This window comes from Lentzea atacamensis (assembly GCF_003269295.1).
GTDB classification, from domain to species: Bacteria; Actinomycetota; Actinomycetes; order Mycobacteriales; family Pseudonocardiaceae; genus Lentzea; species Lentzea atacamensis.
In genome coordinates, this window is sequence record NZ_QLTT01000008.1 from 350641 (window position 1) to 376862 (window position 26222).

The following is a 26222-nucleotide window of genomic DNA, read 5'->3' on the forward strand; positions in this document are numbered from 1 at the left end:
GTGACCGATTTGATCACCGGTATGGCAATCGCGCCCAAGAAGATCGGCACGGCCGCGGCCGTCGTCGCGTTCGCGATGGTGCTGACCGCGCCGTACACCTCTGCTTCCCCGGAACACCGCAACGACGTCAGAAAGGTCGAGTACTCGCTCGGTGATCGGGCCTTCCAGGTGCCCGGCTTTCACGTCGAGCCGGGTGGTCCCGTCGCGGACCTCGAGCTCACCGCCGTCGTGCACGCGCCACGCACGCTCGTCGGCAAAAGGCCGCTGGTGCTGCTCGCGCACGGCTTCTGGAAGCCGTGCCAGAACGAACAATGGGTCTGGCCGTGCCCTCAAGGTGACCCGTTCCCGAGCTACCGCGGGTACGACTACCTGGGGGAGGAGCTGGCGCGGCAGGGTTTTGTGGTCGTGTCGGTGAGCGTGAACGGCGTCAACGCCGGTGAGATGGGCCAACCCGCGGACGTGGCGCGGGCCGCGCTCATGAGCAAGCACCTCGAAATGTGGCGCGACCTGAACGACGGCAAGGGTCCGCTCGCCGGAAGGCTCAAGGGGTTCAAGAACCACGTCGACCTGACCAGCGTCGGCACCCTCGGCCACTCGCGAGGTGGCCGCGGCGCTGTCTACCAGGCGTCGGACAAGCACGTCACCGAGCTCCCGGCCGGTGTGCGGATCAAGGCCGTGCTGCCGCTCGCGCCCGCCGACTACTACGCGCCGGACCCGGAAGCTCCGCAGAACCTCGACTACCGGATCACGAAGATCCCGTTCGCGGTCATGACAGGCAGTTGCGACGGCGCGGTGAACGGCGGCACGTTCGTCGACAACGCCAAGGGCCGCAACCTCGTGCCGATCCACGCGGTCACACCGAAGTACGCCAACCACAACTACTTCAACACCGAGTGGTCCTACGACAACGACAGCCGCTGCCCGGACACCGGCCTGAGCCCTGAGCAGCAACGGAAGGTCGCCACCACCTACATCCCGGCGTTCTTCCGCCAGTACCTGCACGGCCGGCCGAACCCGATCGTCAGCCGGGGCTTTCCGGGTGTCGACGTCGTGACGCATCAACCGATCGGCTAAGCCTCAACACGACTTTGGGCGGTCGCGTCCCCCTTCCGCCACTGCCAGGCTGGAAGGCGGAAGGGGGAAATTCCATGCTCAAGACCACAGCGCTGCTCACCGCGGCGCTAGCAGTCCTGACCGCCGCACCCGCTACGGCGCACGCCAACGGCGACTGGGCCGGGTGGCAGAAGGACCTCAGGGGCTCCCGGCACAACGCCGCGGAGTGGCGCATCAACCAGCACAACGTGGGCAAGCTCAAGCTCAAGTGGGCCATGGCCTACGAGAGGGGCGGGGCCTACATCGTCCGCAGTCAGCCGGCCGTCGTCGGCGACACCATCTACTTCGGCGCCCCGGACGGCAAGTTCTACGCCCGCAACGCGCGCACCGGCAAAGCCAAGTGGGAGTTCACACTCCCACCGGCCAGCCGGTTCGCGTACAACTCCGACGGCCCGACGGTGGCCAACGGCAAGGTGTTCTTCGGCGACAGCAACGGACGGCTCTTCGCGCTCGACCAGCGGACCGGCCGACAGCGTTGGCAGACCCAGATGGACAACACCGTCGCCGCGCAGACGACCAGCTCGCCGATCGTCCACAACGGACTTGTGTACGTGGGCACGTCGAGCAGTGAGAACGTGCTGCCGCGTGACTACGCGTGCTGCACGTTCCGCGGTCACATCGACGCCTACGACATCGACACCGGCGCGCTGGTCTGGCGCCACTACACGGTGCCGGAACCGGTCGAGGTCGGGACGTGGCCCAACGGCGCCAAGCGGTTCGAGCCGTCCGGCGTCGGCGTGTGGAGCTCTCCGGTGATCGACCGCAAGACCGGCACGCTCTACGTCGGCACCGGCCAGAACTACACCGGCAAGGGCGGCGAGTTCGACTCGCTGCTCGCGCTCAACGCCCGCACCGGCGCCGTCAAGTGGACCAACCAGGTCACCGACGCCGACACGTGGCGGTGGGCCTGCAACGAACCGGATCCCGAGGGCTACTGCCCAGGGCTGAAGGACAACACCAACCTCGACTACGACATCGGCGCGACACCGAACCTGTTCGAGGTCAACGGGCGTCAGCTCGTCGGCGTCGGCCAGAAGTCGGGCGTGTACCACGTGTTCGACGCGAGGACGGGGCAGGTCGTGTGGCGCCGGCAGCTGGGTGTGCCGTGGCCCAGCGGTGGCATCGGCGGCATCCAGTGGGGATCGAGCTACGACGGCGAGCGGCTCTACATCGCGACCTACGCCGCCGATCCCGGCAAGCTGTTCGCCGTGGACCCGGCGACGGGCGGCGTGCTGTGGGAGACCCCGGCGCCCGCAGACGGGTGCTCCACGGGCGGTGCGGCCGGTCAGCCCGGCTGCGCTCCGGCGCACGGTGTCCCGGTGTCGAGCACACCCGGCGTGGTGTGGCTGGGCGCGCAGGACGGCAAGTTCCGCGCGTACGACTCGAAGACCGGCAGGATCCTGTGGACCCACGACACGATCCAGGACGTCCGCGGTGTCAACGGCCTGACCGGGCGCGGCGGTGCCATGGCGGGGCCGGGCACGGGCGCGGTGGTGTCGAACGGCATGGTCTACGTGCAGTCGGGCTACGTGTCGGACTACGTGAACCCGCACGGGCACGTGCTACTGGCGTTCGGCTTGTAGCTTCGCAAGCACGGACCCGGCCGGCAGACCGGCTCCGGTGCGCAGGTCGAGAGATCGTTGCCAGGCACGGCGAGCCTGCTCGGCGTCACCCGCAGCCAGATGGGTGTCGCCGAGCTGTTCGTGGGCTTCGGCCTCCAGCCGGAGGTCGCCGCCCAGCCGAAAGTACCTGGAGGACTGGGTGAACGCGTGCGCCGCGCGTTCGTGGTCGCCGAGGCCCTGGTAGCCGGTGCCGAGGTTGTCCCACGTCTCCGCCATGCCGATGACGTGGTCCATCGCCTGCCACATCTTCATGGCGCGCTCGGCGTACTCGACGGCCAGGGCGTACCCACCGATCTTGCCGTAGCCCCATGCGAGTCCGGTCAACGCGTTGGCCTGGCCGTACTCGTCGCCGCACTCCTCGAACAACGCGAGACCGCGCCGCGTGTGCTCGAGCGCCTCGGGGATCCGGTCGTCCGGGCACAGCATCGCGATGTTCAGCAGCACTCCCGCCTGGCCTGCCGGGTTGCCCTCGTACACCTCGAACGCCCGCTCGAGCGCGGCCGTCGACTCGTCGAGCCTGCCCACCCTGGCGAGCCCGCGGCCGAGGTTGATCAGCGTGCGGCCCAGGCCGTCGGTGTCGTCGAGCTGTTCCAGCGCGGCGACGGCGAGTTGTTGTGACGCCAGCAGATCGCGGTAGTGCGCCTGGCGGTCGAGGACGTCCGCGAGCGACCAGCCCATCAGCCACGTCTGCGCCGGGGTGCCGTGCGGCATCGCCGACATCAGCGTCGGGTGCTCGGCCATCAGCCACGCGAACGCATCCTCGTGCGTGCCGAACCGCGTGACCACCACGCCCGGTGCCGGCTGCGGGGTGGCCGGGCGGTGGCGGCTGGGGGTGAACACGACGCCCGCCTCGACCCCCGTCAGCGCGAGGTGGTCGAGCAACCGGTGCAGCGCCTCGTCGCGTTCCCCGGCGTGCGCCAGCTCCGCCGCGTAGTCGCGCAGCAGGTCGTGGCACGTGAACCGGCCCGGTTCGGACTCGTCGAGCAGGTTCGCCCTGGCCAGTTCCGCGAGCAGCGCCTCCGTCTTCGGCAGTCCCAGCCCAGCCAGGGAAGCGGCGCCCGCGAGGCTGATGTCGGAACCCGGCATCAGGCCGAGCAACCCGAACAGGCGCAGTGCGGGAGGGCTGAGCGCCCTGCAGGAGTGGGAGAACACCGAGCGCAGGTCCGCCGTGACGTCATCGTCGTCGGCGAACGCGTCGAGGTCTGCCAGCTCGTCCGCCAGCGCCGCCAGCGGGAACTCGGGCTGCGTCGCCGCCCGTGCTCCGGCGAGCGCGAGCGCCAGCGGCAGACGGGCGCAGCGGCGGACCACGGTGTCGACGGCCTCCGGTTCGGCCTGGGCGCGGTCGTGGCCGATCCGGGCGGTCAGCAGCTCGCGGGCGTCGTCGGGCGGCAGCAGGCCCAGCGGCAGCGAACGTGCCTTGTGCGTCGGCTTGAGGGCGGTCCGGCTGGTGACCACCACGTGCGTGTTCGGGGTGCGCGGCAGCAACGGCTCGATCTGGTCGGCGTCGGTCGCGTTGTCCAGCAGCATCAGCACCCGCTTGTCCGCGAGCGTGTCCCGCAGCAACGCCGCCTGCCCGGCCAGGTCGTGCGGCACCTTCGCGCGCGGCACGTCGAGCGCGGACAGGAACCGCAGCAGCGCGTCACCGGGACTCAGCGCCGCGCCGGACGGCCCGAAGCCGTGCAGGTTCACGTAGAGCTGACCGTCGGGGAACCGTGCCGCGGCCCGGTGTGCCCAGTGCACGGCGAGCGAGGTCTTGCCGACCCCGCCGGTGCCGGTGATCACCACGACGCCGTTCGGTGCCTGGTCCAGCTCCGCGAGCTCCAGCGCCCTGCCGGTGAACGGCTTGGGCGGCGCGGGCAGCTGCCGCGGCGCCGACGCCGCCTGCAGCCGCCGGTGCAGGGTGGTGAGCTGCCGGGACGGTTCGGCGCCCAGCTCGGTCGCGAGGCGCGCCTTGAGCAGCTCGAAGTGCCTGATCGCGTCGGCGGTGCGGCCGCTGCCGTGCAACGCCTCGATCAGCTGGGCGGCGATCCGTTCGTCCAACGGGCGTTCGGCGACGAGCACCTGCAGCTCCGGCACCAGCTTCGCGTGCTCGCCGGAGCTCAGCCGCGCGTCGACGTGGTCGAGCTGTGCGGCCAGCAGCTCTGCGGCGAAGTCCCGCCGCCTCTGCCGCGCCCACGGAGTGTCCAGTGTGGACAGCAGCTCCGCGTCCGCGAGTGCGATCGCCTCCGCGGTCCTGCCGGTGCGCACGAGGTGGCGGAACAGGTGCAGGTCGATCTCCAGCGGATCGACCCGCACCACGTACCCGCCGGCCTCGCGCTCGATCAGGCCGGGCAACGTCTGCCGCAACCTGGTCAGCCACGTCTGCATCATCGCGCGGGCACGGGGCGGTGGCGTGTCACCCAGGACGCGCTCGACCAGTTCGTCGGGCCCGACCACCCTGCCGGCGTCGACGAGCAGCACACCGAGCAGAGCGCCCAGCCGCGTCGGACCGAACTCGGTCGCGCGGCCGTCCACCCACGCCGAGACCCCGCCGAAGACCGTGAACCGCACGTTGATCACCGTAGTCGGGCGTGTTCGGTCCTCGCGAGACCGTCACAAAAGAAAAGCCTCTCGCAGTTCGCGCACCATCAGCTCGGGCACCTCCATCGCGGCGAAGTGACCCCCGCGCTCCATCTCGGTCCACCGCACGATGTTGTGGTTGCGTTCGGCCATTCGCCGGATCGGCACACCCACGTCGTGCGGGAACACCGACACCGAGGTCGGCGTCGGCGACTCCGGCTCCAACTCGCCCCAGGTGTCGTCGCCCTCCTGGTAGTAGCGCGCCGACGAGCCCGCGGTCCGGGTGAACCAGAAGATCGACACGTCGGTCAGCAGCGCGTCCACCGGCACGCCGATCTCCGGATCGCTCCACGTGTGGAAAGCCCACTCGATCCACTCCAGCTGCGCGACCGGGGAGTCGGTCAGCCCGTAGGCGATCGACTGCGGCCGGGTGCACTGCACCGCCACGTACCCGGACTGCTTGAACTCGTACTTGAACGCCTTCTCCACGGACCTGCGCTCGGCCTCCACCTCCATGTCGGCGGTCTCGGCCGTCACTCCCGCGGAGAAGATCTGGTTGACGTGGATCGCGCGCACCTCGTCCCGCATCCCGAGGTAGCGGGTGAGCATGGCGCCGAAGTCGTAGCCGTGCGCGACGTAGCGGTCATATCCCAGGCGCTTCATCAGCTCGGAGAACACGTCGGCGACGCGCGGGATGGTCCAGCCGAGCTCGCGCGTCGGGCCGGAGAACCCGAAGCCGGGCACGGACGGGATCACCAGGTGGAAGTCGCGGCTCAGCGGCTCGATCATCTCCTCGAACGCGAAGCACGTCGACGGCCAGCCGTGCGTGAGCAGCAGCGGTTCGGCGTCCGGGTTCGGGCTCTTCACGTGGACGAAGTGCAGCTGGGCGCCGTCGATCTCGGTGAGGAACTGCGGGATCTTGTTGAGCCGCCGCTCCTGCTCCCGCCAGTCGAAGTCCCGCCAGCGCCGCACCAGCTCCTGCAGGTGGTCCTTCGGGGTGCCCTGGGCCCAGCTCGCGCCCGGTGGCGAGTCCGGCCAGCGGGTCTGGTCGAGGCGGCGGTGCAGGTCATCGATGTCGGACTGCGGGACGTTGATCTCGAACGGTTTCATGCTGACGACGCTATGAGCACTGTAGGACAGATATGGTCCTATAGTGTCTTCTGCTCGTTTGCTGAAGTTGCTCGGGCTGCTGCAGTCGCGCCGTGAGTGGTCCGGTGCGGAGCTCGCGGACCGGCTCGGCGTCACCACCCGCACGGTCCGGCGTGACATCGACAAGCTCCGTGAGCTCGACTACCCGGTGCACGCGTCGATGGGCACGTCCGGCGGCGGCTACCGGCTCGGACCGGGAGCGCGGCTGCCACCGTTGCTGCTGGACGACGACGAGGCGGTGGCCGTGGCCGTCGGGCTGCGAACCGCGAGCGGCATCGAGAACATCGGTGAGACGGCCGTGCGCGCGTTGCTCAAGGTCGAGCAGGTGCTGCCGTCCGCGTTGCGGCACCAGGTGGCGGCCCTGGAGATCGCGACAGTGCCGCACACGGGATCGGCGCCTTCCGTGGACGCGTCGTTGCTGACCTTGGTGGGCACCGCGTGCCGTGACCGGCAGCGGATCCGCTTCTCCTACGTGGGTCACACGGGGGAGGAGTCCCTGCGCGAGGCCGAGCCGCACCGGCTGGTGACGTGGGGTCGTCGCTGGTATCTGGTCGCGTGGGACGTGCTGCGAGGCGACTGGCGGACATTTCGGCTCGATCGGATGAGCGTGCGGACCCCGTTCGGTGCCCGGTTCACGCCGCGTGAGATTCCGGGCGGCGATGCGGGGGCGTTCGTGGCGGCTCGCGTGGCGAACCGGTGGCCAGTGCAGGGCGTGGTGCGACTGAGCGTGCCCGCTTCCCAGGCTTCGGAGTGGCGCAGCTACGGCGAGGTTTTCGCTGTCGACGAAACGTCGTGCGACGTTCGCGTGGGAGGCGAGACGATGGACGACGTGGTGTTCATGCTCGCGAGCATCACCGTCGAGTTCGAGGTCGTCTCCCCGCCGGAGCTGTCGGCAGCGCTGATCCGGGCGGCGGAGCGGTTTCGTCGGGCGGCGAAGTTCTAGAGAATTTCTCAGGGTGCTGACAGCAGACTCCTAAGCACGCGCGGCTCAGTGGAGTCAGGGAGGTCGCCATGCTGATCGATCGCACCATGCCACTCGGTACCGCGCTGACCGTGACCTACGCGTCGGACCGTGGACCGCGCGCGCACAACGCCGACGCGTACGCCACCAACGGCCGCCGCACCTTCGTCGTGGCCGACGGGGTGGGCGACTCCACCGCGGCCGCCGAAGCCGCGCACGCCGCCGCGCAGGCCGCAGCTCTTCTCGCCGACCCGGTTGCCGCTGTCCTGGCCGCGCGTGACGCCCTCCAAGTGCACACGGGGGACGCCGTCATCGTGGTGGCCGTCGCCCGGCCGGACGGGGGCTTCGACGTCGCGTGGGCCGGTGACGCCCGTGCGTACGCGTCGAACGGTGAGGACCTCGTGCAGCTCACGACCGACCACACGGTGGCGGAGTACTTCCGCGAGCGCGGTGTGGTGCCGCAGCCACGGCTGGAGCACGTCGTGACCAACACCGTCCGGCACGCGACGCGGGAGAACATCGGGCGAGCAGGGACGCGGGCTCCGCGGCTCGTTCTCGTGTCGGACGGCGTTTACGGGCCGTTGGGGCACGACGGGATCGAGGCGATCATGGCCGGGCACGCGTCGGCCGACCGGTTGGTGCGGGCGGCGTTGTACGCGGGCGGGACGGACAACGCCACGGCGGTAGTGGTGAGCTAGTGGCGTGGCCCGGGACGTTGCCCGGCAACGTTCCGGGCCACGCCACTAACCGGCCTTCTTCTTGGTGCCGCTCCGCTTCTTCTTGCTCGCCTCGACGCTGCGCTGCAACGCCTCCATGAGGTCCACGACCCCCGTGGCCTCCGGCGGCTCGGCCTCGACGACGATCTCGCGGCCCTTCTGCTTGTCCTTGATGAGCTTGTTGACGCGTTCGGTGTAGGTGTCGCGGTAGTTCTTCGGCCGCCAGTCGTCGGCCATGGACTCGACCAGCGACACCGCCATGTCGAGCTCCTTGCCGCGCGGGGCCCGTCCCTCGGGCGTCACGTCCAGCACGTCCTCCGGCTTGCGGATCTCGTCGGCGAAGAACAACGTGTGCACGGCGAGGATCCCGTTGTCCTCCTTCAGCGCGGTGAGGTACTGCTTGCCGCGCATGACGAACATCGCGATGCCCGCCCGGTTCGTCTTCTTCATCGCCTGCGCCAGCAACAGGTACGGACGCGAGAACTCGGGCTTGGCCGGGCCGAGCCAGTACGTCTTCTGGAAGAAAACCGGGTCGATCTCGTCGAGGTCCACGAACGCCTCGATGTCGAGCGTCCGCGACCGGCCGGGAGCGATGTCGTCGAGCTCCTCGGGCTCCACGATCACGTACTCGCCGTTGTCGACCTCGTGCCCCTTCACGATCTTGTCGTAGGGCACCTCACGCCCAGTGCGCTCGTTGACGCGCTTGTAGCGGATGCGGTCGGAGGTCCCGCGCTGGAACTGGTTGAAGTGCACCGTGTGGTCCTCGGTCGCGCTGTACAGCTCCACCGGGATGCTCACCAGCCCGAAGCTGACCGACCCGCTCCAGATCGCCCGTGCCATGCGCGCGGAATACCCGCTTCCGCCTCGTTCAAACCGCGGGCGGACGTGTGAGCTTGCTACGGTCTGCAGGTGTGAGAGTGGTCGTGCTGTCCGACACCCACGCGCCGCGGTTCTGGAAGCGGTGCCCTCCAGACGTGGCCTCGCACCTGCGGTCCGCCGACCTGATCCTGCACGGCGGTGATGTCTGCGTGGCTCCCGTGCTGGACGAGCTGGCGCAGTACGCGCCGGTGATCGCGGTGTGCGGCAACAACGACGGGCCGGACGTGGTGGCGTGGGGTGCACCGGAGACCGCCGAGTTCGACATCGAGGGCCTGCCGGTAGCGATGATCCACGACAGCGGGCAGAAGGCCGGCCGGCTGGCACGGATGCGCCGCCGGTTCCCCGCTGCCCGGCTCGTCGTCTTCGGTCACTCGCACATCCCGTGGGACGAGGAAGAAGACGGGTTCCGCGTCTTCAACCCCGGTTCTCCCACGGACAAGCGCCGTCAGCCGCACTGCACGATCGGGCTGCTGGACGTTGTGGACGGTGAGCTTGTGAACGCGCGAATCGTGCCGGTCGCCCAGGCCGCGAGCCGCGGGCCGAGCAGCTCGTAGACCTTCGGGTCGAACCCCATGCCGGTGTGCGTGCTGTGCACCTCGACGCAGTCGGCGTACGGGTCCTGACACAGTTGCCAGGGCACGATTCCGTCCGAACGTGAGAAGATCGAGATGGCGGGTACCCGCAGCGGTTCGGCGAGGTCCTTCACGTGCTCTTCGAAGCACGGCCCTCGCATGCAGTCGTCGTCCAGCAACCCGGGAATGCCCGCGGAAGCCAGTCGTGCCAGAAACCTCGCGATGCGCAGCACGTTGGGGTGCGCGCCCAACGGGTCCAGCACGGGACTGCCCAGCATCACCAGGCCGTGCACGAGGTCGGGGCGCCGGGCGGCGGCGAGACGCGCGAGGCCGCCGCCACGGCTCTGGCCGAGCAGCACCACCGGACGTCCAGTGTGCTCGGCGTGCTTCTCGGTGCTGTGCAGGAGCCGTTTCAGCAGCTCCGCGGTGCACCCGACGGTGAACCCGACACCAGAGCTCGCCGGGCGGTAGCCGCGTGCCCGCAGCCACGAGCCGGCGGGCACCAGGCTTGCCTCACCGGCACCGAAACCGGGCACGAGCACGACGCCCAGTCCGTTGCCCTGGCCGGGATCCGCGCTCCGCCACACGGGATGGCGCAGCAGCCTCGGCACGTCCCACAACGCCCTGACCACGCTTTCGCGTGCGGCGGATCGCAATCCGTCGAACATGTCACTGGGTTGCCGACTACTTAGGAGCTAAACCAAGTTCTTCGTTCATGAGCAGGAACGCGCCCAGGCCGTGGAAGTCGTTCACCGCACGGGCTCGGCGCAGGTAGTAGGCCTCGTCGCCCACGCTGGTGCCGACGCTGATGCCCGCGATCGCGGTGCGGCCGTCCGACCCGATGGAGGCCTGGGAGAGCACCCCGCGGTACCCCTTCCGGGCGACCCGGAGGTACGACGGGCTGAGCACACGTTGTTCCACAGCCTGCGAGATCGTGTACGCGTACATGCTCGAACACGAGGTCTCCAGCCAGTTTCCCGCCAGGTCCGGCTTGATCGGCAGCTGGAACCACAGGCCGCTGGGGTCCTGGAAACGCCGGTAGCCGTCCGCGAGGTGCCGGACGATCTCCATCAGCTCGGCGCGGGCCGGGTGGGTGCGCGGTACGTGCCGCAGCACGTCCACTGTGGCCATGCCGAACCATCCGACCGCGCGGCACCACACCTCCGGTGACTGTCCTGTGTGCTCGGAGTAGGCGTGCCGCAGCAGGCCTTCCGGGTTCTTCAGGTGCCGGTAGTAGATGGAGAGCTGCCGGGTCGCGGTGTCGACGTCGCCCGCGCGGGCGAGGAACGGCTGCACCATGAACACGCCGTCCGCCCACAGCTGACCGGTGAACGCGACGTTGTGGATCAGGCCGCCGTCGGACGTGCGCGGGTAGGTGGCGATGCGGTCGCGGATGCGCTGGGCGGCCAGCCGGTAGCGCTCCTCGCCGGTCGCCTGCGCGAGGTCCAGGAAGATGTTGCCCGCCAGCATGCTGTCGAGATCGTTGTAAGGGTTGCCGGTGCTGCCGTCGGCGCGCACCCGTGCGTCACCCCAGGCCTTGAGGTAGTCGAGGTAGCGGCCGGTGCGCCGGTGGACGAGGTACACGCTGTGCAGGAACAACGTGTCGGTGTAGCTCAGGCCGAGCGACGTGGCGGGACGGGTGGCGATCGTCGAGTCCACCACGGCCGTCGACCAGTCACGCGGGCGCGGTGCCTCGACGTCGTTCGCGATGGTCAGCGAGTCGAGGTTCGGGCCGCCCTCTGCAGTCGTGGCGGTGGCGCGGATCGTGTGGGTTCCTTGTGACAGCTGCACTGTGAGTGTCTTCGTCGCCCACGTCGTCCAGGCGCCGGTGCTCCCGAACGGCACGGTGGTGGGCGTGCCGTCGACGGTGATTTCCATCGGCCGGTCGGTCGTTGTGCCGTTGGCGTAGCGGAAGACGAGGTCGTGTTGCCTGGCGTGCGAGGTGTAGGTGGTGAACTCGACGGCGCTGCCGATCACGTTGTCGTAGTTGACGAAACCCGTGCCGGTGTAACCGTCGTGGTTGGACTCGACGACGCCCTGGCTGCGGGTGGCGTGTTCGGCCTCGTACACGGTGGTCGCCGCTTGCGCTGCCGGTGTCGCGAGTGCGGTGATCGTGAGCGCGACCAGCCACACGGCTTTCTTGTCAGCCAACAGGATCTCCTCCGGTCACCGAGAGGCTTCTGAGCGACGCGTGTCCTGGCCGCCATCCGGTCGAGACGGCCACGTACCTGGCGACGGTTGCCTGTCCGTACGTCTTTCCGTCCGTGCTGCAGGTGATGGTGTGCGGCGGGACCGGGCCGTCTGTCCATTTCAGACCGACTCTGATGCCGTACACCGACCCGAGGTCCACGACCATGCGGCCGTCACGGCCTGGCGTCCACGAGGTGTTCTGCCGGCCGTCGACCGCGGCGGCCGGGTCGGTCATGCCGGGCGGCAGGACGGAGTTGGGGAACGTGACCCGGCCCAGCGCGAGGTCGTTCAACGGGAACGGCTTCGCCTGCGGCATGGTCACCGTGCGCTCGGCCTGGCCGAGCACGATCGACATGGTGGTGCCGTCGCGGTGGGTCAGCGTGAACCGGGCGGGGCCGCCGCGGAACGTGACCCGACGGCCGTCGTGCACGATCGCCGTGATGCCCGCGGGGATGTGTCGGGCGGTGAACCACGGTGGCTCGATCCGTGCGGTGGCGGCGGGCAGGGTGAGGGCGTAGCCGGTGCCGTTGGTGGTGGTCAGCTGAGTGCCTCGGTAGAGACGGGTGCCGTGGAGGCGGACGGTGCCGGTGACGTCGGCGTTCGACAGGTTGAAGAGGGTGAGGAAGCCGTCTGCCGTGCTCGCCTGTACTGATGGAGGGCATTGAGGTGCCGGATTCGCGGCGACAGCCCGTAGATCGGCGCGAACGTAACCTTCCACGATCCCTGAAGGGACGCTGATCGTGTCGCCGTGCACGGTTATCGGATCGGCCGCCCGCGCGACGAACCCCGCCCGGCCGTCCACGTCGAGCCAGCCGGCCGTGCTGAGGTCCGGTCGCGGATGCTCGGCCACCGTCGTCCACCCGGCGCCGTCCATCGACGTCTCGACCCGATAGGCGCCCGCCGCCGCGGTCTCCCAGCGCAGCCGCACGCGGCTCACCGTCGTGGCAGCGCCCAGGTCGACCGCGAGCCAGCTGTCGGCACGGCCGCGCTCCGCCCGTGCGACCGCCCAGCGCGTGGCCGGATTGCCGTCCGTGGCCTTGCCCGGTTCCATGCCCGTGTCGAAGGACGACGCCGTGGTCGGCTTTCCGCGCGCGAGATCGCCTTCCACGTCGAAGTCGAACAACGAGTAGCCGTACGTGGGATGCGGACGCACGCCGACCATCCGGACGTGACGTGCGGTCGTGGCTGGGAACGTCAGCTCATCGACTCGGAAGGCCTCGCGCGCGCGAACTGTCACGCGGCCGGAAGCACCGGTGTAGGTGCGGGAACCCGTGAGTCCTGGCATCCCCGTCATCGCCAGGTTGTGCACGTCCACCCGGCCGGGCCGGGGGAGAGCGCACACGATCGTCCCGGTGGGCAGCGTGGCGGTGCCGGCGAACCCGTCCGCGAACGCCAGCAGGCTCGCCGTGCCGTCGAACCCGTCGCGAACCTGTTGGTGCACCACGGCATTGCGCTTGGTGACCGTGGCGGGTGGCAGCAGCATCGGGGTGGTGCCGCTGATCTTGAACAGCCAGTCGTCGTGCGCGGGCTGCCAGGCGAACTTCGTGAACCCGGGTTTGGTCACCGTGCCCGCCCACGCCGCCGCGGACTGGTGGGTCAGCAGTCCGGGGTCGGCGCCGTGGTCGATCGTGATCGCCGCACGTGCGAAGAAGTCAGGAACCGGGGTCACCGGCGGACGGAGTTCGTGCAGCAGGTAGCTGATCGCGAGCTCTGCCCGTGCCTCCGGCTCGTACTTCGCCTCACCGGAGAACTTCGCGAGCCGGTACACCGGCGGATGCGCCTGGTAGGCGAGCAGCCGGGACGCCAGCGCGGCTTCCGCGAAGGCCGCCATCGGGTCGCGCAGCACGGTGGAGCGGAACGCGAGCGGGATGACGTCGCGGCCGTACAGGTGCTCGCGGTCGTCGACCATGGGCATCAACGGCTCGCCCGCGTCGCTCATGGTGGCGAGGATGGTGCGCCACAACAGTTCGCCGTTGGGTTGCTTCGTGAGCACCTCGGGCAGGGGACGACCGGCGAGCAGGAAGTGCACGGCGTTGCGGCCGGACGTGCGCCACAGTTCGGACTGGTAGTGCGGTCCGAACGAGCCGTGGTTCTCCACGATGAACGTGTCGTGGAGGTTCGCCGCGGTGTTCGCCGAGATCGGCACGCCGTCCACTGTGGAGGGATTGGCGAGGTCTGCGGCGGGCAGCCCAGCCTCGTTGCGGCTCCACCGGCCGAACGCCTCCCGCCAGCCGGGTCCGTCGCCGTGCCAGGCCAGTCCCGGCGCGAGCGACTGGGCGTAGACTCCCATCTCCTCCAGCTTGGTGTCGCCGCGGTAGCCGCCGGTCAGGCCGTTCGGCGTCCAGCCGCCCGAGCGCGGGTCGTTGCCGGTGCCGAGCGAGGTCGTGTAGTCGGCCTGGCCGCGCGCGATCGTCTCCACGTCGGCGCGGGTGGCGGCGTCCAGGTCGGGCCAGAGCAGGCGGGCGGCGAGCACGAAGTACGACTGGAACGTGGTGTCCCAGAACAGGGTCTTGCCCCACTCCGTGCCGCCCGCGAGCACGTTGCTCGCGGCGAAGTGCTTGATCGTCGCGAGGGTGTGCTGACGCAGCACGTCCTTCTCGATGCCAGCCAGCGCCGCGTCGTAGTTGCCGCGCGTCAGCAGAACGGCGTTGCCGAGCACGACCGCGAACCCGAAGTCCGTGCGCCGGTAGCGGCCCGCGACCGGGTCGTACTGCGTCTCCGCCCATCTCGTGTGCCTGAGCAGCACCTCGTAGTACGTGTCCTTCAGCTGGGCGAGCGAGATGCTGGGCGCGAGTGTCAGCAGTCCGGTCGCGTAAAGGAACTGTCTGCGATTCATCAGCACTTCAGCGCAGCCTCCGCCCAGTCGGCGTGGTCGAAGTTCCGGCCGTCGCCGCCGTCGGTGACGCGCAGGCTGAGCATCCGGACGTTCGTCACGTCGACGTCGATCGGGATCGCCGCGGCTTTGCCCTTCTGGACACCGCTGTCGTGGATGAGCTTGTCGTCGCCGAACACCTGGAACGCCACCGAACCCGGCTCCCTGGTCTCGTCGTCGAGGCCGATCTTGGCGGTGAAGCGCTCACAGCCGCGGCCGAGGTAGACCGACACCTCGGACGGCGCGTGCACGCCGATTCCCCTGGCGTAGGTGACGCCGCCGATGGACAGCGGATTGCCGTCACCGCCGGAGTTCTCGCCGTTGGAGCGGTCGCGTTCGACCGGGCCCCAGCCGTTGGTCTCGCTCATGAACGGCAGATCGCTGAGGTACGCGCCGTTCGCGGGCACCGGTGGTGGCACGAACGCCCTGACCGCCTGCTCGACGTGCACGCCGTCGCCGAACGTGGCGACCACCGGCACGTCCACCAGCCCGATCGGGCTCTGCGCGCCGACCTGGACCCGCCAGCGACCGGTGATCGACTCGCCCGGCGCCATCCTGCGGCGCTCCACGGTCGCGCCGGACACCGTCCAGCCCTCGGGGGCGGTGGCCGTCAGCGCGACGTCGCGGATCTGCCGGTCGCCGTTGGTGAACGTACCGGTGACCTCGAAGGCCGAGCCCTTCCCGGCGTCGACGGGTGCAGCCGGCGTGACGGTCAGCGTGGTCTTCGGGACCTGGCGGATCGGCTGGTCGCACGTCTGCAGGCCCGGCCGGTTGCGGCAGATGACCGCCGCGAAGCCGCCGTTGCGCCGCACCGGGACGTCGAGGGTGTCGGTGTTGCGCAGCACCTGCCGGTCGCGCACGACGTCGGCCCTGGTCGCCGGGTCACGGACGGTCTCGACCAGCCACTGCCCGCCGCCGAGGAAACCCAGCTGTGCGCGCAGAGTCCGGTCCTGCGTGGCGATGCCGCCGACGAACCACCTGTCGCCGTTGCGGCGGGCGACGACGGCGTGGGTGTCGGGATCGCCGTCGAGGAGCTTCGTCTCGTCCCACACCGTCGGCAGCTGGTCGAGGTAGCGCAACGCCTGCGGATGCCGTTCGTAGGCCTCGGGTTTGTCGGCGAAGTGCGTCCAGCCCGACTCGTACACGACCGGCAGCGCGGTTTCGTGCGCGATCGTCGCCTCCTTGGTGCCGACCTCCAGCGACACCGGCGTGTAGTCCATCGAGCCCGCGACGTTGCGGGTGAAGAACTGCACGGGGTTGTTGGCGGCGGGCGGGAAGTTCTCGGCGCCGCGCACGGCTTCCATGGTGAGCACGTGCGGCCAGGTGCGGGCGAGGCCGTGCGGGATGGTGGAGCCGTGGAAGTTGACCATCAGCCGCAGGTCGGCGGTCTTCCGCAGAACCGCGTCGTACCAGCGGTAACGGTCCTGCGAGTCGGACTCCATGAAGTCGAGCTTCACGCCCTTCGCGCCCCACTGCTTGATCCTGGGCAGCACGGTGTCGCGTTCCTGCGGGGTGTCGAGGTCGCTCCAGCGCAGCCACAGCAGGATCTCCACGCCTCTGGCGCGGGCGTAGCGGATCAGCTCCGGCACCCACTGGGCGCTCCAGCCCTCGTCGACCAGCGCGTACTCCCAGCCATGCCTCGCGGCGAAGTCCACGTACTGCTTCTGCCGCGCGAAGTCGCCAGGGCTGGAGTGCTCGCTCAGCCACGACCACGCGACCTTGCCCGGCCTGATCCAGCTCCTGTCGTTGAACAGCGCGGGGGTGGCCAGGTCGTCGACCAGCGTGGACGTGCTGACGGTCGTCAGGTCGCCGACGATCGCGGTGCGCCACGGCGTGGTGCCCGTCGACTCGACCTGCGGGTCGGCCAGCACGACCTGGAAGCCGGTGCCCGCCTTGCGCAGCCTGCTGCCCGCGTACCGGCCGTCCACATCGGACTCGGTGAGCAGCGCGAAGTCGTCGCCCGTCTGGAAGAGCGACGGGTAGCCGAAGTCGCCGCTGGCCTCGCCCGCCGTCGTGCGGACGCGGTTGGCCTCGTACCAGGCGTTGTAGGGCAGCAGCCAGGCCTTCGAGCCGGGGTTCACGGCGAAGCTGGACGTCTCGGAGGTGACCGTCGCGGCGTTCGGGAGGACGTAGCGGTAGGCGACACCGTCCGGGGCGGCGCGGACGACCAGGTGGAAGCTGCCCGCGGCGTTGCGGAAGCCGAGCTTGGTCTCGGTCATCCGGGTGGAGCGCTGCAGCCGTTTGCCGTGGGGCATCTCGTAGCGCTCTATGACAACGCGGTCAGAGCGGCCGGTGAAGGTCAGGCCTTTGGTGAGATCAGCGGTGGTCGTCGTGATGCCGACGGATGCCGGCTGCAGGACGGTTCTGCCATGTCTCTGCAGGGCCAGCGTAAGATTTCCGCTGGTCAGGGCAACTTTTGCGGTGATCTGGCCTGGACCGGTGACAGTCCAGCCGGTGGGTGCGGCGGTGGCGGGCACGGCGGGCAACAGCAGGGCGAGCACGATCGCGAACAGTCGTGACATCGTTGTCATCTCCCAGGGTGAGACCGCTCTCATCGTGTTGGGGCCGTCCTGTCCCGGTCAAGGGGCTGATATTTATCAGTCGATTTGCGGACAGATGAAGAGATCTTCATCTTGGTCTCATGAGGGACGCGGGTTCGCCGGGCAGGCTCGGTCGCATGCTGCCGTCCGCCCGCACCGGCACGGTCCTCGTGGCCGTGCTCAGCGTGGCGTGCGCTCTGGCGGCCGTGCTGCTCGTGCTGACCGTGGTGCGGCCGGTGCCACCGGAAGTGCGCGCGCCCGACGTCCAGATAGGACGTTCAGTCGCGCCAACGCCTACGCCCGCGCCCGTGCCCACCTACACCCCGACGCCCAGTTCCGTACTGCCGCCGCCACCGCCGCTCGAAGACGACGAGGACGACTGACGTGCCCGCACGCGTGAAGATCATGTGCTGGCTCCTCGGCCTGATGACACTCGTCCTCGCGACCGTCGTGGTCGTGGTGTGGCGGTTCCTGCTCGTGGACGTCGAGGACCGGGTGAACCGCGCGCTGGAGCAGGAGACGACGGAGTTCAGCACCTACGCCGAAACCCACCCCGGCGGCACGCGGACGGTGGCCGAGGCCCACCTGCGCCTGCAGTACCCGGACGAGCACGAGGCGCACTTCGCCGTGTTCCCGGCCGGCAAGGTGCTGGTGCAGCGCTCCGAGGTGACGTACGCGCTGGAGAACGACCGCGCGGTGCTGGGCACGATCACGTCGGCGAGCGCGCCGTGGGGAGTGGCGTCCACCCCGGCCGGCCCGTTCCGCTGGGCGAAGGTGCACGCTACCGCCGGCGGATCAGACATGTGGTTCGTGACCGGCTACTTCGAGGACGGCGTGCTCGCCCCGGTGCACTCGACGTTGCGGGTGCTCGTCCTGGTGTCGCTGGCGGGCCTGCTGATCGCCGCGCTGATCGCGTGGTTCGTCGCGGGCGTGATCCTCGCGCCGGTGCGGATGGTCCGCCAGGCCGCCGCCGAGATCACCGAGGACGACCTGACCCGCCGCATCCCGGTGTCCGGCAACGACGACGTCGCCGCGCTGGCCCAGCAGTTCAACTCGATGCTCGACCGCCTGGAACGCTCCTTCCGGCTGCAGCGCCAGTTCCTCGACGACGCCTCCCACGAACTGCGCACCCCGATCACGATCGTCCGCGGCCACCTGGAACTGCTGGGAGACGACCCGTCCGAACGCGCCGCCGTCGTCCGTCTGTGCACCGACGAGCTCGACCGCATGGCCCGCCTGGTGGAGGACCTGTTGCTGCTGGTGAAGTCCGAACGCCCGGACTTCCTGCGCCCGGTGCCCACCAGCCTCCCCGAGCTGACCAGCGACATCGACGCGAAGCTGCGCGCGCTGGGGGATCGTCGCTGGGTGCTGGAGTCGATCGCGGAGGGCGAGGCGGTGCTCGATCCCCAACGCGTGACCCAGGCTCTCGTGCAGCTCGCCTCCAACGCGGTCAAGCACACCTCTCGCGGCTCCACGATCCATTTCGGGTCCTCTGTGGATGGTGTGGTTTCCTTCTGGGTGGCCGATTCCGGTCCAGGCGTGCGTGACGAGTCGTTGCTGTTCTCCCGTTCGACCGGCTTGGGCCTCCCGATCGTGAAAGCCATCGCGGAAGCCCACGGCGGTCGCGTTCAAGTGCTTTCGGTTCCCGGCGAGGGAGCGACTTTTGTGGTGGAGGTACCGCGATGACCGGCCGGATCCTGATCGTCGAGGACGAGGAACGCATCGCCTCCTTCGTGGAGAAGGGCCTGCGCGCCAACGGTTTCACCACATCGGTCGTGTCGTCCGGTGCGGACGCCCTGTCGTGGGCCGCGTCCTTCGACCTGGTCGTGCTCGACCTCGGCCTGCCCGACATCGACGGCTTCTCGGTGCTGCGTTCGCTGCGCTCACAAGGGGTCGCCACGCCCGTGATCATCCTGACCGCACGCGACTCGGTGCACGACACGGTGGCGGGCTTGTCCGGTGGCGCCGACGACTACATGACCAAACCGTTCCGCTTCGAGGAACTGCTGGCCCGCGTCCGGCTGCGGCTGCGCCCACCCGGTGTGCCCGAGGCCACGGTGCTGTCGTCCGGCTCGCTGTCCCTGGACCTGCGCACCCGCCAGGCCGTGCTGCCGTCCGGCCCGGTCGACCTGACCGCCCGTGAGTTCGCTCTGCTGGAACTGTTCCTGCGGCATCCGGGCCAGGTGCTGGTGCGTGAGCAGATCCTTTCGCACGTGTGGGGCTACGACTTCGATCCGGGGTCCAATGTGGTCGACGTCTACGTTCGTTCGCTGCGCAGGAAAATCGGTGCCTCGCGGGTGGAAACCGTGCGGGGGATGGGGTATCGCCTCGTCTAGATGAAGGCTCTTTCATCGTCGCCTCACCTGTGGATCAGCCTGGCCGCGCACTCTGGTTCCCGTGATTCTGACGTTGGTGGTCTTCGGGGTGGCGGTGCTCCTGTGGGTGTGCACGCCGCTGGACGACACGTTCGTCGCCCTGGCGGCCGTGGCGGCACTGCTGCTGTTCGGCGTCCTGCCCGCCTCCTCGCTGGCCGCTCTGGGCGGCGCCACGACGTGGCTGCTGCTCGCGGCGTTCGTGCTCGCGGCGGGCGTGACGGCATCCGGCCTGACGACCCGCCTGGCGACGTGGCTGGTGGGCCGCGCCCGGACCGTGCGGGGCCTGGCCCACCTGGTGTCGCTCGGTCTGCTGCTGTCGGCGTTCTTCGTGCCCTCGACGTCCGGCCGCGCGGCGCTGGCGCTCCCGGTGTTCGGCGCACTGGCCGAGGGTTTGAAGAACCGCCGCCGGGTCGTGCGCGCGCTTGGCGTGCTGTTCCCGTCGGTGATTCTGCTGACCGCGGTGGCCACGCTGGTGGGGGCGGGTGCGCACCTGATCACGAACTCGCTGCTGGAGACGGCGACCGGGCACGGCATCGGGTTCGGGTGGTGGCTGCTGCTCGGGGTGCCGCTGGCCGTGGTGAGCGCGCATTTGACGGCCGAGATCGTGTTGTGGCTTTTCACCACGCGGGAGGACCGGGCGAGGCCGCTGCAGGTGGAGGTCGCCGCGGAACAGGCCACCGTCGAGATGCGCGTGCCCGCCCTCGTGGGTGCAGCGCGGAGCGAGGGTCCCCTCCCAGGGGTCCCCTGTTCTGATTCTCCCACGCAGCACCGACAATTCCGGACGCTCGAACTCGCGCCGCCGCCTCTGGAGACTCCGGAGCAGCCCCGCGCCGACGGCACATCGGCCGCGAAGTCATGGCGCCGCCGCACCCCCGCCCTCACCCGGCAGGAGTGGACCGCCCTCACCGTCGTCCTCGCAGTCTCCGCCGCCTGGCTCACCGAGCCCTGGCACCACATCCCACCCGAGGTCTCCGCCCTGACCGGCGCCCTCCTCATCACCGCACCCCGTCTCGGCACCACCACCTTCAAAGCAGCCTTCGCCGAGGTGCCGTGGCCCCTCCTGGTCTTCATGGCCGCCACCACCGCGCTCGGCACAGCCCTGATCAAGTCCGGCGCCGCCGACCTCGCCGCCGGCTACCTCGGCGGCGGTTCGGACCTGCGGCTGCTCGCCACCGTCATCGGCGTCAGCCTCGCGGCCCACCTCGTGATCCAGTCGCGGTCGGCCCGGTCGAGCGTCCTCATCCCGATCGTCATCCCGCTGGCGCTCGCGGCCGGCATGAACCCCGCCGCCCTCGCCTTCGCCTCCACCGCGGCGGCCGGCTTCTGCCACACGCTCACGTCGTCCGCGAAACCGGTCGCGCTCTTCTCCGACGCCTACCGGCCCAAGGACCTGCTCAAGCTCTCCGCGGTCCTGGCCCCGGTCACCGGGCTGCTCGTGTTCGCGGCAGCCGTCCTGCTTTGGCCGTACCTCGGCCTACCACTGAAATGAGGTCGATGATGCGTTTTCTCGTTGCTCCCAGCGGTTTCAAGGAATCTCTCGACGCGTGTGCCGTCGCCGACGCCATCGCCGCGGGCATCCACCGGGTCGTGCCGGGCGCGATCGTCGACAAGGCGCCGCTCGTCGACGGCGGAGAGGGCTCGGCCAAGGCGCTCGCCGAGGCGACCGGTGGCACGGTCGTCCCCACGTTCGTGACCGGGCCGATCGGTGAGCCGGTACCGTCGCACTTCGCGTTGCTCGGTGGTCCCGGACCTCGCACGGCCGTGGTGGAGATGGCCGCCGCAGCCGGGCTCAGGCTGGTGCCGAAGGATCATCGCGATCCGGCGAGCACGACCACGTACGGCGTGGGCGAGCTCATCAAGGCCGCGCTCGACCTCGGCGTCGACCGGATCCTCGTCGGCTGCGGCGACTCCGGCACGTCCGACGGAGGCGCGGGTGCGTTGCAGGCGCTGGGTGCCAGTGTCAAGGACGCCAACGGCGACGAGATCGGGCACGGGGGAGCGGCACTGGTCAACGCCCGCACGCTCGATCTGTCCGGAATGGACCCGAGGCTCGACAAGGTCGAGATCACCGTGGCGTGCAACCCGCACAACGTGCTGTGCGGCGAGCGTGGTGTGGCGCGGGTGTTCGGTCCGCAGAAGGGGGCGACGCCGCGGCAGGTCGAGCAGCTCTCTGATGCCCTCGACAACTGGGCGGATCTGCTCGGCGACGTGCGGACCATCGCCGGTGGCGGCGCGTCCGGCGGGCTCGGCGCGGGACTGCACGCGGCGCTGGGCGCGACCCTCGTGCCGCGCTTCGACGTGATCCTCGAACACTCCGATCTGGACGCACGGCTGCCGTTCGCCGACCTCGTCATCACCGCGGAGGGCGCCATCGACGGCCAGACCCCGCACGGCAAGGTGCCGGCCGAGGTGGCGCGCAGGGCGAAGAAGCACGGCAAACCGGTGATCGCGCTGGCCGGCACGATCGGTGCCGACGCCCGCGTCAACCACGACGTCGGCATCGACGCCTACACCAGCATCATCGCCGCGCCCGTCGAGCTGGACGTCGCGATCGCCAGGACCGCCGAGCTCCTCACCGACGCCACCGAACGCACGCTGCGGCTGGTGCTCGTCGGCGCGGCCCTCACACGGTGACCTCGATCTCCTTGCCCAGCTGGGCGCCGCCGAGCAGGTCGAGGTCGTCGCCGCTCCAGAATCGGCCGGGGTCGTACCAGTTCGGCCGGCGGTGGGGCAGCAGTCCCATCTCCGCGTACGTCACCGCCACGATCTCCGCGCAGAACGCGCTCTCCAGCGTAGCGTCCGCCTTGTCCCGCAACGGAATCCGCCCGCGCAGCCAGCGTGACGCGAGCCGCGCGGTCGAGGGGAACGGCGTGCCGTCGAGCCGGGCGACCGCGCGCAGTGCCGCGTCCTCCATCTCGCGCGTCACCGGGTGGTCGAGCTGCCGCAGCCACGCCCGCTGCTTGTACTTGTCGTGCCACGTCACCACGGCGTCGCGCAGGTCGTGCAGCTGGGCGCCGCGCTGGTGCGTGCCGCTCCACATGTCCTTGAGCGACTTGCCGAGCTCGGCGTGCCACATCAACGGCGGCAGGTCGTCCAGCACGATCGCCATGCCCACGTGGTTCACGGGGCTGTTCGTCATCGCCTGGATCGCCCTGTCCGCGGCGCTGCGACCGCGGAACACCCACACGTCACCGGTACGGGTCAGTTCGACGGCTTCGTCCAGGGTTATCGCCATGACCACGTAGCCTAGGCACATGAAGCTCTGGAAGGTGCTCGGCATCGCCGCGTTCGCGGGTGTCGCGGCGAGCGGTGTGCTGGTGGCCCGCGACCAGCGCCGCCGCGCCGCCTACACCCCGGACCAGGTCAGGGAACGTCTTCAGGAACGTCTGGCCGAGGCGTCGAAGACCGCCGGCTAGAACGTCACCCGCACCGCGGTGGTGAGGACGACCTCGCCGTTCGCGGCCGAGTGCTCCTGGAAGAACACCCATCCGGTGCCGCCGGCCGGCCGCGGGAAGGTGATCTCACCGCGGAACGGGGCCGGCGCGTCGCCGCCGCCGCCGGTGACGAAGCTCTTGGCGATCTCGGCCGTGCCGCCGTCCGTCTCGGCCACGACGCGCACCGTCACGTTGCCCTCGAAGACGTGGGCACGTCCGGTCAGGACGAGTGGTGACGACACCGCCTCGCCGGTCTTCGGCGTGTCGACCAGGATGACGTCCGAGCGGGTGCCGGCCACCAGCCACCGGCCACCCGCGCGTGACAGCCCGACCGCCGTCGGCAGTGTCCTCACCGGCTGGGTGCTGTCGTTCGGGGACGGTGGGTAGTACGTCGCCTCGGCGAGGTTGTCACCGGTCCACCGGAACGGCCCTTCGAACGCCGTCCGCATCCCGGCGACCTCGACGAGGAACCGCTTGCCCGCGGCCACCGCGCCCGTCTGGTCGCCCGGCGTGTCCGGGGGAGTGACCTGCAGCCAGTGGTAGAACCCCGCGACGTCGCCGTTGAACGAGTACACGGTGGACCGCACCGTCGGGAACTGCTTGAGCGTCGCGTCCAGCTCGGCCAGCAACGCGGCGCTGCCGGTGCTCGAGCTCGCGTTCGGGATGATCGTGCTGAAGTCCGTGAAGTCGGCGTGCGCCACACCGTCCGTGATCTGCACGCTCTTCAGCGACTTCGCGGTGCCCGGCACGAACATCGACCAGTAGCCCGCTTCGCGTTCGGCCACCGTGGGACCCGCCAGCAACTCGTTCAACGCGGCGGTCGCGACCATCTGGGTCTTCGGCACCGAGCGCGGTACGGCCACGACCGCGGCCGGGTCGCCGCGGTGGAAGTACACGGAGAACGCGGTCTGTTCCGTGACAGGGGCTGTGCCGGGAGGCTGCTGCCGATCGGGCCTCAGCGCGATCAGCACGCCGCCGAGGAGCACGGCCACACCCGTCACCACGCCGATGACCAGCCACAGCTGTCGTCTGCTCCTGAACCAGCTCATCGGCTTCTCCCGTCACACCCCCGAGTGCTGAGACAAGCGTGCGCCCAGACCCGGTGCGAGCGCAGCGTCAGCGCCGTTCCACCGCGGGTTCGGCCGCCTCGCGGTGCTCGGGAACGAGCCGGTAGGCCACGAAGGACGCCACTACGAGCAGCCCGGCCGCGACCAGTGCCGTGCCCTGCATCGCCTCCGTGAACGTGCCCGCGCGAGCCCATGCCGACAGCACGGTGCCGAGCACCGCGATGCCGAGCGCCGCGCCCAGTTCGTACGCCGTCTCCGACACCGCCGACGCCGCACCGGCCTTGTCCGCGGGCACGGCCGACACCACCGCGTCCGTCGTCAGCGTCAGCGCCAGGCCCACCCCGGCACCGACGATCACCAACGCCACCGCGATCGCGCCGTACGCCGCGGAGAACCCGACGATCGCCAGCCCGGCCGCGCTGGCCAGCAGGCCCAGCGCGATCGCCCGGCCCAGGCCGAGCCACCGCACCACCCGCCCGATCACCACGACCACGAGCATGCCCGCGATCCCGAGCGGCAGCTCCCGCAGACCTGCCTCCAGCGGCGAGTGGCCCAGCACGTTCTGGAAGTACTGCGACAGGAAGAACACCAGCCCGGTCAGGGCGAAGATCGCGATCATGCTGGCGCCCACGGCACCGCTGAACGCCGGCCTGCGGAACAGCGCCACGTCGATCATCGGGTGCGCGGACGACTGCTGCCGCCGCACGAACAACCACACCCCGGCCACGCCCACCAGACCCGCCACCAGTGCCGTCCAGGTGGGGCCGACCAGCGCGACTTCCTTGATCGCGTACACCAGTGGCACCACGCCCACCGCCGACAGCAGTGCCGACACCAGGTCGAACGGGCCCGGATCGGGGTCGCGGGACTCCGGCAGCCACCACGCGCCGGACACCAGCAGCAACGCCATCACCGGCAGGTTGATGACGAACACCGAACCCCACCAGAAGTGCTCCAGCAGAATCCCGCCGACCAGCGGGCCCAGTGCGGCACCGGCCGTCGCCATCGCCGCCCACACCGCCACCGCCCGTGTGCGCTCCACGGGGTCGGTGAACAGGTTGCGGATGATCGACAGCGTCGACGGCATGATCGTCGCGCCCGCCACGCCGAGCAGCGCGCGAGCCACGATCAGCCAGCCCGCCGACGGCGCGAAGGCCGCGAGCAGCGACGCCACCCCGAACCCGGCAGCGCCCGTCAGCAGCAGCTTCTTGCGGCCGATCCGGTCGCCGAGCGTGCCCATCGTGACGAGCAGACCGCCGAGCACGAACGAGTAGATGTCGCCGATCCACAGCACCTCGGCCGGCGACGGCCCCAGGTCACGACCGAGCGCCGGAATCGCCAGCGCCAGCACCGTGGCGTCCACCGCGATCAACAACAACGCGAGCGCGAGCACGCCCAGTGCTGCCCACTTCCGCACGAGATCCCCCTTAGCCGACCATCTGGTCTGCAAATCAACGTACCGTCTGGACGGTCGGCTGAGCAACCACTAGGTTGACCTCGTGCCTGGAGAACAACGCAATGCGCCCCGCACTCGCCGTGAAGTGATCGAAGCGGCCGCGCGCGCGTTGATCACGCACGGGCCCGGAGTCAGCCTCGACGCCGTCGCCAGGGAAGCGGGCGTGTCGAAGGGTGGCCTGCTGCACCACTTCCGCACCAAGCAGGCGTTGCTCGTCGGCCTGATCGACGAGTGGTTCGGCCACTACGACGTGATGGTCGAGAGCCTGCTCGAACCGGAGGACACGCCGGGCCGGTGGACCCGCGCGCACATCCGGGCGACGTTCACGACGGACGAGCTGTGGTCTCACCCATCTGTCGTAACGGCGTTGCTCGGCGTCCCGGAACTGCAGCAGCGGTTGGATGTCGCCGCGGCCCGCTGGCGCCAGCAAATCGATTCCGACGGGCTTCATCAACAACGCGCGGACCTGATTTCACGTGCACTCGACGGAGTGACGCTGGCAGATCTCCTGTGGCGCGGTCAGGAGACACCCGAAGAGCGCGAACACACCCGTGACCTGCTGCTGAAGCTCACCGAGCAGACCGGGCCGCTCGTCTGACGTTGTCCACCGATCGTTGTCAAGTGGAACAACGCTGAGACTGGACAACGAGAACTGCGTACCGTCGGAAGTGGTTGCACTCCGGGGGGAAGCAAATGCCGATAGTGTTGTCCGAATCC

Annotated in this window: 21 protein-coding genes and 1 pseudogene; 12 read left to right on the top strand and 10 right to left on the bottom strand. The window is 69.8% G+C overall.

Features of this window, described 5'->3' with window-relative positions; all coding sequences use genetic code 11:
- Positions 1-21 precede the first annotated feature (21 nt).
- Together C8D87_RS32800 and C8D87_RS32805 are read left to right on the top strand one after the other, a co-directional pair.
- Positions 22-1074, top strand: coding sequence for an alpha/beta hydrolase (locus tag C8D87_RS32800; protein WP_112229573.1), 1053 nt, complete (start codon positions 22-24; stop codon positions 1072-1074).
- 74 nt (positions 1075-1148) lie between these two features.
- Positions 1149-2696 (top strand): outer membrane protein assembly factor BamB family protein, encoded by a 1548-nt coding sequence (locus tag C8D87_RS32805; RefSeq protein ID WP_112229574.1) that lies wholly within the window; start codon positions 1149-1151, stop codon positions 2694-2696.
- Here the strand turns inward: C8D87_RS32805 and C8D87_RS32810 are convergent.
- Complete coding sequence (locus C8D87_RS32810) at positions 2676-5285, bottom strand: AfsR/SARP family transcriptional regulator (RefSeq protein WP_146771937.1); 2610 nt, start codon at positions 5283-5285, stop codon at positions 2676-2678. The genes C8D87_RS32805 and C8D87_RS32810 overlap by 21 nt on opposite strands.
- 42 nt (positions 5286-5327) lie before the next feature.
- Entirely contained in the window at positions 5328-6404 is a 1077-nt protein-coding gene (locus tag C8D87_RS32815) for an epoxide hydrolase family protein (protein WP_112229576.1), read from the bottom strand.
- Between the two features lie 40 nt (positions 6405-6444).
- On the opposite strand from C8D87_RS32815, the gene C8D87_RS32820 reads away from it, so the two are divergent.
- On the top strand, positions 6445-7386 hold the full coding sequence (locus tag C8D87_RS32820) for a helix-turn-helix transcriptional regulator (RefSeq protein ID WP_112229577.1): 942 nt from the start codon (positions 6445-6447) through the stop codon (positions 7384-7386).
- A gap of 68 nt (positions 7387-7454) precedes the next feature.
- Complete coding sequence (locus tag C8D87_RS32825; RefSeq protein WP_233442402.1) at positions 7455-8102, top strand: PP2C family protein-serine/threonine phosphatase; 648 nt, start codon at positions 7455-7457, stop codon at positions 8100-8102.
- Between the two features lie 54 nt (positions 8103-8156).
- On the opposite strand, the pseudogene ku reads toward C8D87_RS32825, so the two are convergent.
- Positions 8157-8960 (bottom strand): annotated as a pseudogene (ku, locus tag C8D87_RS32830) (non-homologous end joining protein Ku); the annotation flags it as partial.
- A 71-nt stretch (positions 8961-9031) separates the two neighbouring features.
- Between ku and C8D87_RS32835 the strand changes: the two are divergent.
- Positions 9032-9553 carry a metallophosphoesterase family protein gene (locus C8D87_RS32835; RefSeq protein ID WP_109640165.1) on the top strand — a complete coding sequence of 174 codons (522 nt, stop codon included), beginning with the start codon at positions 9032-9034 and terminating at the stop codon, positions 9551-9553.
- Here the strand turns inward: C8D87_RS32835 and C8D87_RS32840 are convergent.
- From C8D87_RS32840 to C8D87_RS32855, 4 genes are read right to left on the bottom strand one after another with little or no spacing between them, the layout of a single operon-like run.
- Positions 9445-10239 carry an alpha/beta fold hydrolase gene (locus C8D87_RS32840; RefSeq protein WP_109640164.1) on the bottom strand — a complete coding sequence of 265 codons (795 nt, stop codon included), beginning with the start codon at positions 10237-10239 and terminating at the stop codon, positions 9445-9447. The two genes, C8D87_RS32835 and C8D87_RS32840, sit on opposite strands and share 109 nt — an antisense overlap.
- 16 nt (positions 10240-10255) lie before the next feature.
- Positions 10256-11722, bottom strand: coding sequence for a glycoside hydrolase family 88 protein (locus C8D87_RS48125; RefSeq protein WP_233442403.1), 1467 nt, complete (start codon positions 11720-11722; stop codon positions 10256-10258).
- Positions 11715-14597: a discoidin domain-containing protein gene (locus C8D87_RS32850; RefSeq protein ID WP_112229661.1), complete on the bottom strand. Its 2883-nt coding sequence runs from the start codon at positions 14595-14597 to the stop codon at positions 11715-11717. Before C8D87_RS32850 ends, C8D87_RS48125 begins: the two co-directional genes overlap by 8 nt.
- Entirely contained in the window at positions 14597-17155 is a 2559-nt protein-coding gene (locus C8D87_RS32855; RefSeq protein WP_112229579.1) for a glycoside hydrolase family 97 catalytic domain-containing protein, read from the bottom strand. The genes C8D87_RS32850 and C8D87_RS32855 overlap by 1 nt, the downstream gene beginning before the upstream one ends.
- A gap of 119 nt (positions 17156-17274) precedes the next feature.
- Here C8D87_RS32855 and C8D87_RS32860 point away from each other — a divergent pair, with 119 nt between their 5' ends.
- From C8D87_RS32860 to C8D87_RS32880, 5 genes are all read left to right on the top strand, one after another.
- The gene (locus tag C8D87_RS32860; protein ID WP_112229580.1) at positions 17275-17556 is read left to right on the top strand and encodes a hypothetical protein; all 282 of its coding nucleotides are present in this window, start codon (positions 17275-17277) and stop codon (positions 17554-17556) included.
- Between the two features lies 1 nt (position 17557).
- A complete protein-coding gene (locus C8D87_RS32865) occupies positions 17558-18859 on the top strand; it encodes a sensor histidine kinase (protein WP_233442404.1) in 1302 nt (433 codons plus the stop codon).
- Positions 18856-19509: a response regulator transcription factor gene (locus C8D87_RS32870; protein WP_109640160.1), complete on the top strand. Its 654-nt coding sequence runs from the start codon at positions 18856-18858 to the stop codon at positions 19507-19509. The genes C8D87_RS32865 and C8D87_RS32870 overlap by 4 nt, the downstream gene beginning before the upstream one ends.
- Before the next feature lie 61 nt (positions 19510-19570).
- Positions 19571-21037, top strand: coding sequence for an SLC13 family permease (locus tag C8D87_RS32875; protein ID WP_170166661.1), 1467 nt, complete (start codon positions 19571-19573; stop codon positions 21035-21037).
- 5 nt (positions 21038-21042) lie between these two features.
- Entirely contained in the window at positions 21043-22182 is a 1140-nt protein-coding gene (locus tag C8D87_RS32880; RefSeq protein WP_233442405.1) for a glycerate kinase family protein, read from the top strand.
- On the opposite strand, the gene C8D87_RS32885 is transcribed toward C8D87_RS32880, so the two are convergent.
- Positions 22172-22783: a hypothetical protein gene (locus C8D87_RS32885; RefSeq protein ID WP_109640158.1), complete on the bottom strand. Its 612-nt coding sequence runs from the start codon at positions 22781-22783 to the stop codon at positions 22172-22174. The genes C8D87_RS32880 and C8D87_RS32885 overlap by 11 nt on opposite strands.
- 19 nt (positions 22784-22802) lie before the next feature.
- Here C8D87_RS32885 and C8D87_RS46310 point away from each other — a divergent pair, with 19 nt between their 5' ends.
- Complete coding sequence (locus C8D87_RS46310; protein ID WP_170155202.1) at positions 22803-22964, top strand: hypothetical protein; 162 nt, start codon at positions 22803-22805, stop codon at positions 22962-22964.
- On the opposite strand, the gene C8D87_RS32890 is transcribed toward C8D87_RS46310, so the two are convergent.
- Together C8D87_RS32890 and C8D87_RS32895 are read right to left on the bottom strand one after the other, a co-directional pair.
- The gene (locus C8D87_RS32890) at positions 22961-24031 is read right to left on the bottom strand and encodes a Gmad2 immunoglobulin-like domain-containing protein (RefSeq protein WP_112229582.1); all 1071 of its coding nucleotides are present in this window, start codon (positions 24029-24031) and stop codon (positions 22961-22963) included. The genes C8D87_RS46310 and C8D87_RS32890 overlap by 4 nt on opposite strands.
- A gap of 67 nt (positions 24032-24098) precedes the next feature.
- Positions 24099-25466 (bottom strand): MFS transporter, encoded by a 1368-nt coding sequence (locus C8D87_RS32895; RefSeq protein WP_233442406.1) that lies wholly within the window; start codon positions 25464-25466, stop codon positions 24099-24101.
- A 124-nt stretch (positions 25467-25590) separates the two neighbouring features.
- Here C8D87_RS32895 and C8D87_RS32900 point away from each other — a divergent pair, with 124 nt between their 5' ends.
- Entirely contained in the window at positions 25591-26103 is a 513-nt protein-coding gene (locus tag C8D87_RS32900) for a TetR/AcrR family transcriptional regulator (protein ID WP_170155201.1), read from the top strand.
- Positions 26104-26222: the final 119 nt, after the last annotated feature.

Excerpts from the sequence above, each read along its gene's own strand:
- C8D87_RS32800 (WP_112229573.1), top strand. The coding sequence starts at position 22 with ATGGCAATCGCGCCCAAGAAGATCGGCACGGCCGCGGCCGTCGTCGCG.
- C8D87_RS32805 (WP_112229574.1), top strand. The coding sequence starts at position 1,149 with ATGCTCAAGACCACAGCGCTGCTCACCGCGGCGCTAGCAGTCCTGACC.
- C8D87_RS32815 (WP_112229576.1), bottom strand. The coding sequence starts at position 6,404 with ATGAAACCGTTCGAGATCAACGTCCCGCAGTCCGACATCGATGACCTG.
- C8D87_RS32825 (WP_233442402.1), top strand. The coding sequence starts at position 7,455 with ATGCTGATCGATCGCACCATGCCACTCGGTACCGCGCTGACCGTGACC.
- C8D87_RS32840 (WP_109640164.1), bottom strand. The coding sequence starts at position 10,239 with ATGTTCGACGGATTGCGATCCGCCGCACGCGAAAGCGTGGTCAGGGCG.
- C8D87_RS32850 (WP_112229661.1), bottom strand. The coding sequence starts at position 14,597 with ATGAATCGCAGACAGTTCCTTTACGCGACCGGACTGCTGACACTCGCG.
- C8D87_RS32855 (WP_112229579.1), bottom strand. The coding sequence starts at position 17,155 with ATGTCACGACTGTTCGCGATCGTGCTCGCCCTGCTGTTGCCCGCCGTG.
- C8D87_RS32860 (WP_112229580.1), top strand. The coding sequence starts at position 17,275 with ATGAGGGACGCGGGTTCGCCGGGCAGGCTCGGTCGCATGCTGCCGTCC.
- C8D87_RS32870 (WP_109640160.1), top strand. The coding sequence starts at position 18,856 with ATGACCGGCCGGATCCTGATCGTCGAGGACGAGGAACGCATCGCCTCC.
- C8D87_RS32880 (WP_233442405.1), top strand. The coding sequence starts at position 21,043 with ATGATGCGTTTTCTCGTTGCTCCCAGCGGTTTCAAGGAATCTCTCGAC.
- C8D87_RS32885 (WP_109640158.1), bottom strand. The coding sequence starts at position 22,783 with ATGGCGATAACCCTGGACGAAGCCGTCGAACTGACCCGTACCGGTGAC.
- C8D87_RS46310 (WP_170155202.1), top strand. The coding sequence starts at position 22,803 with ATGAAGCTCTGGAAGGTGCTCGGCATCGCCGCGTTCGCGGGTGTCGCG.
- C8D87_RS32890 (WP_112229582.1), bottom strand. The coding sequence starts at position 24,031 with ATGAGCTGGTTCAGGAGCAGACGACAGCTGTGGCTGGTCATCGGCGTG.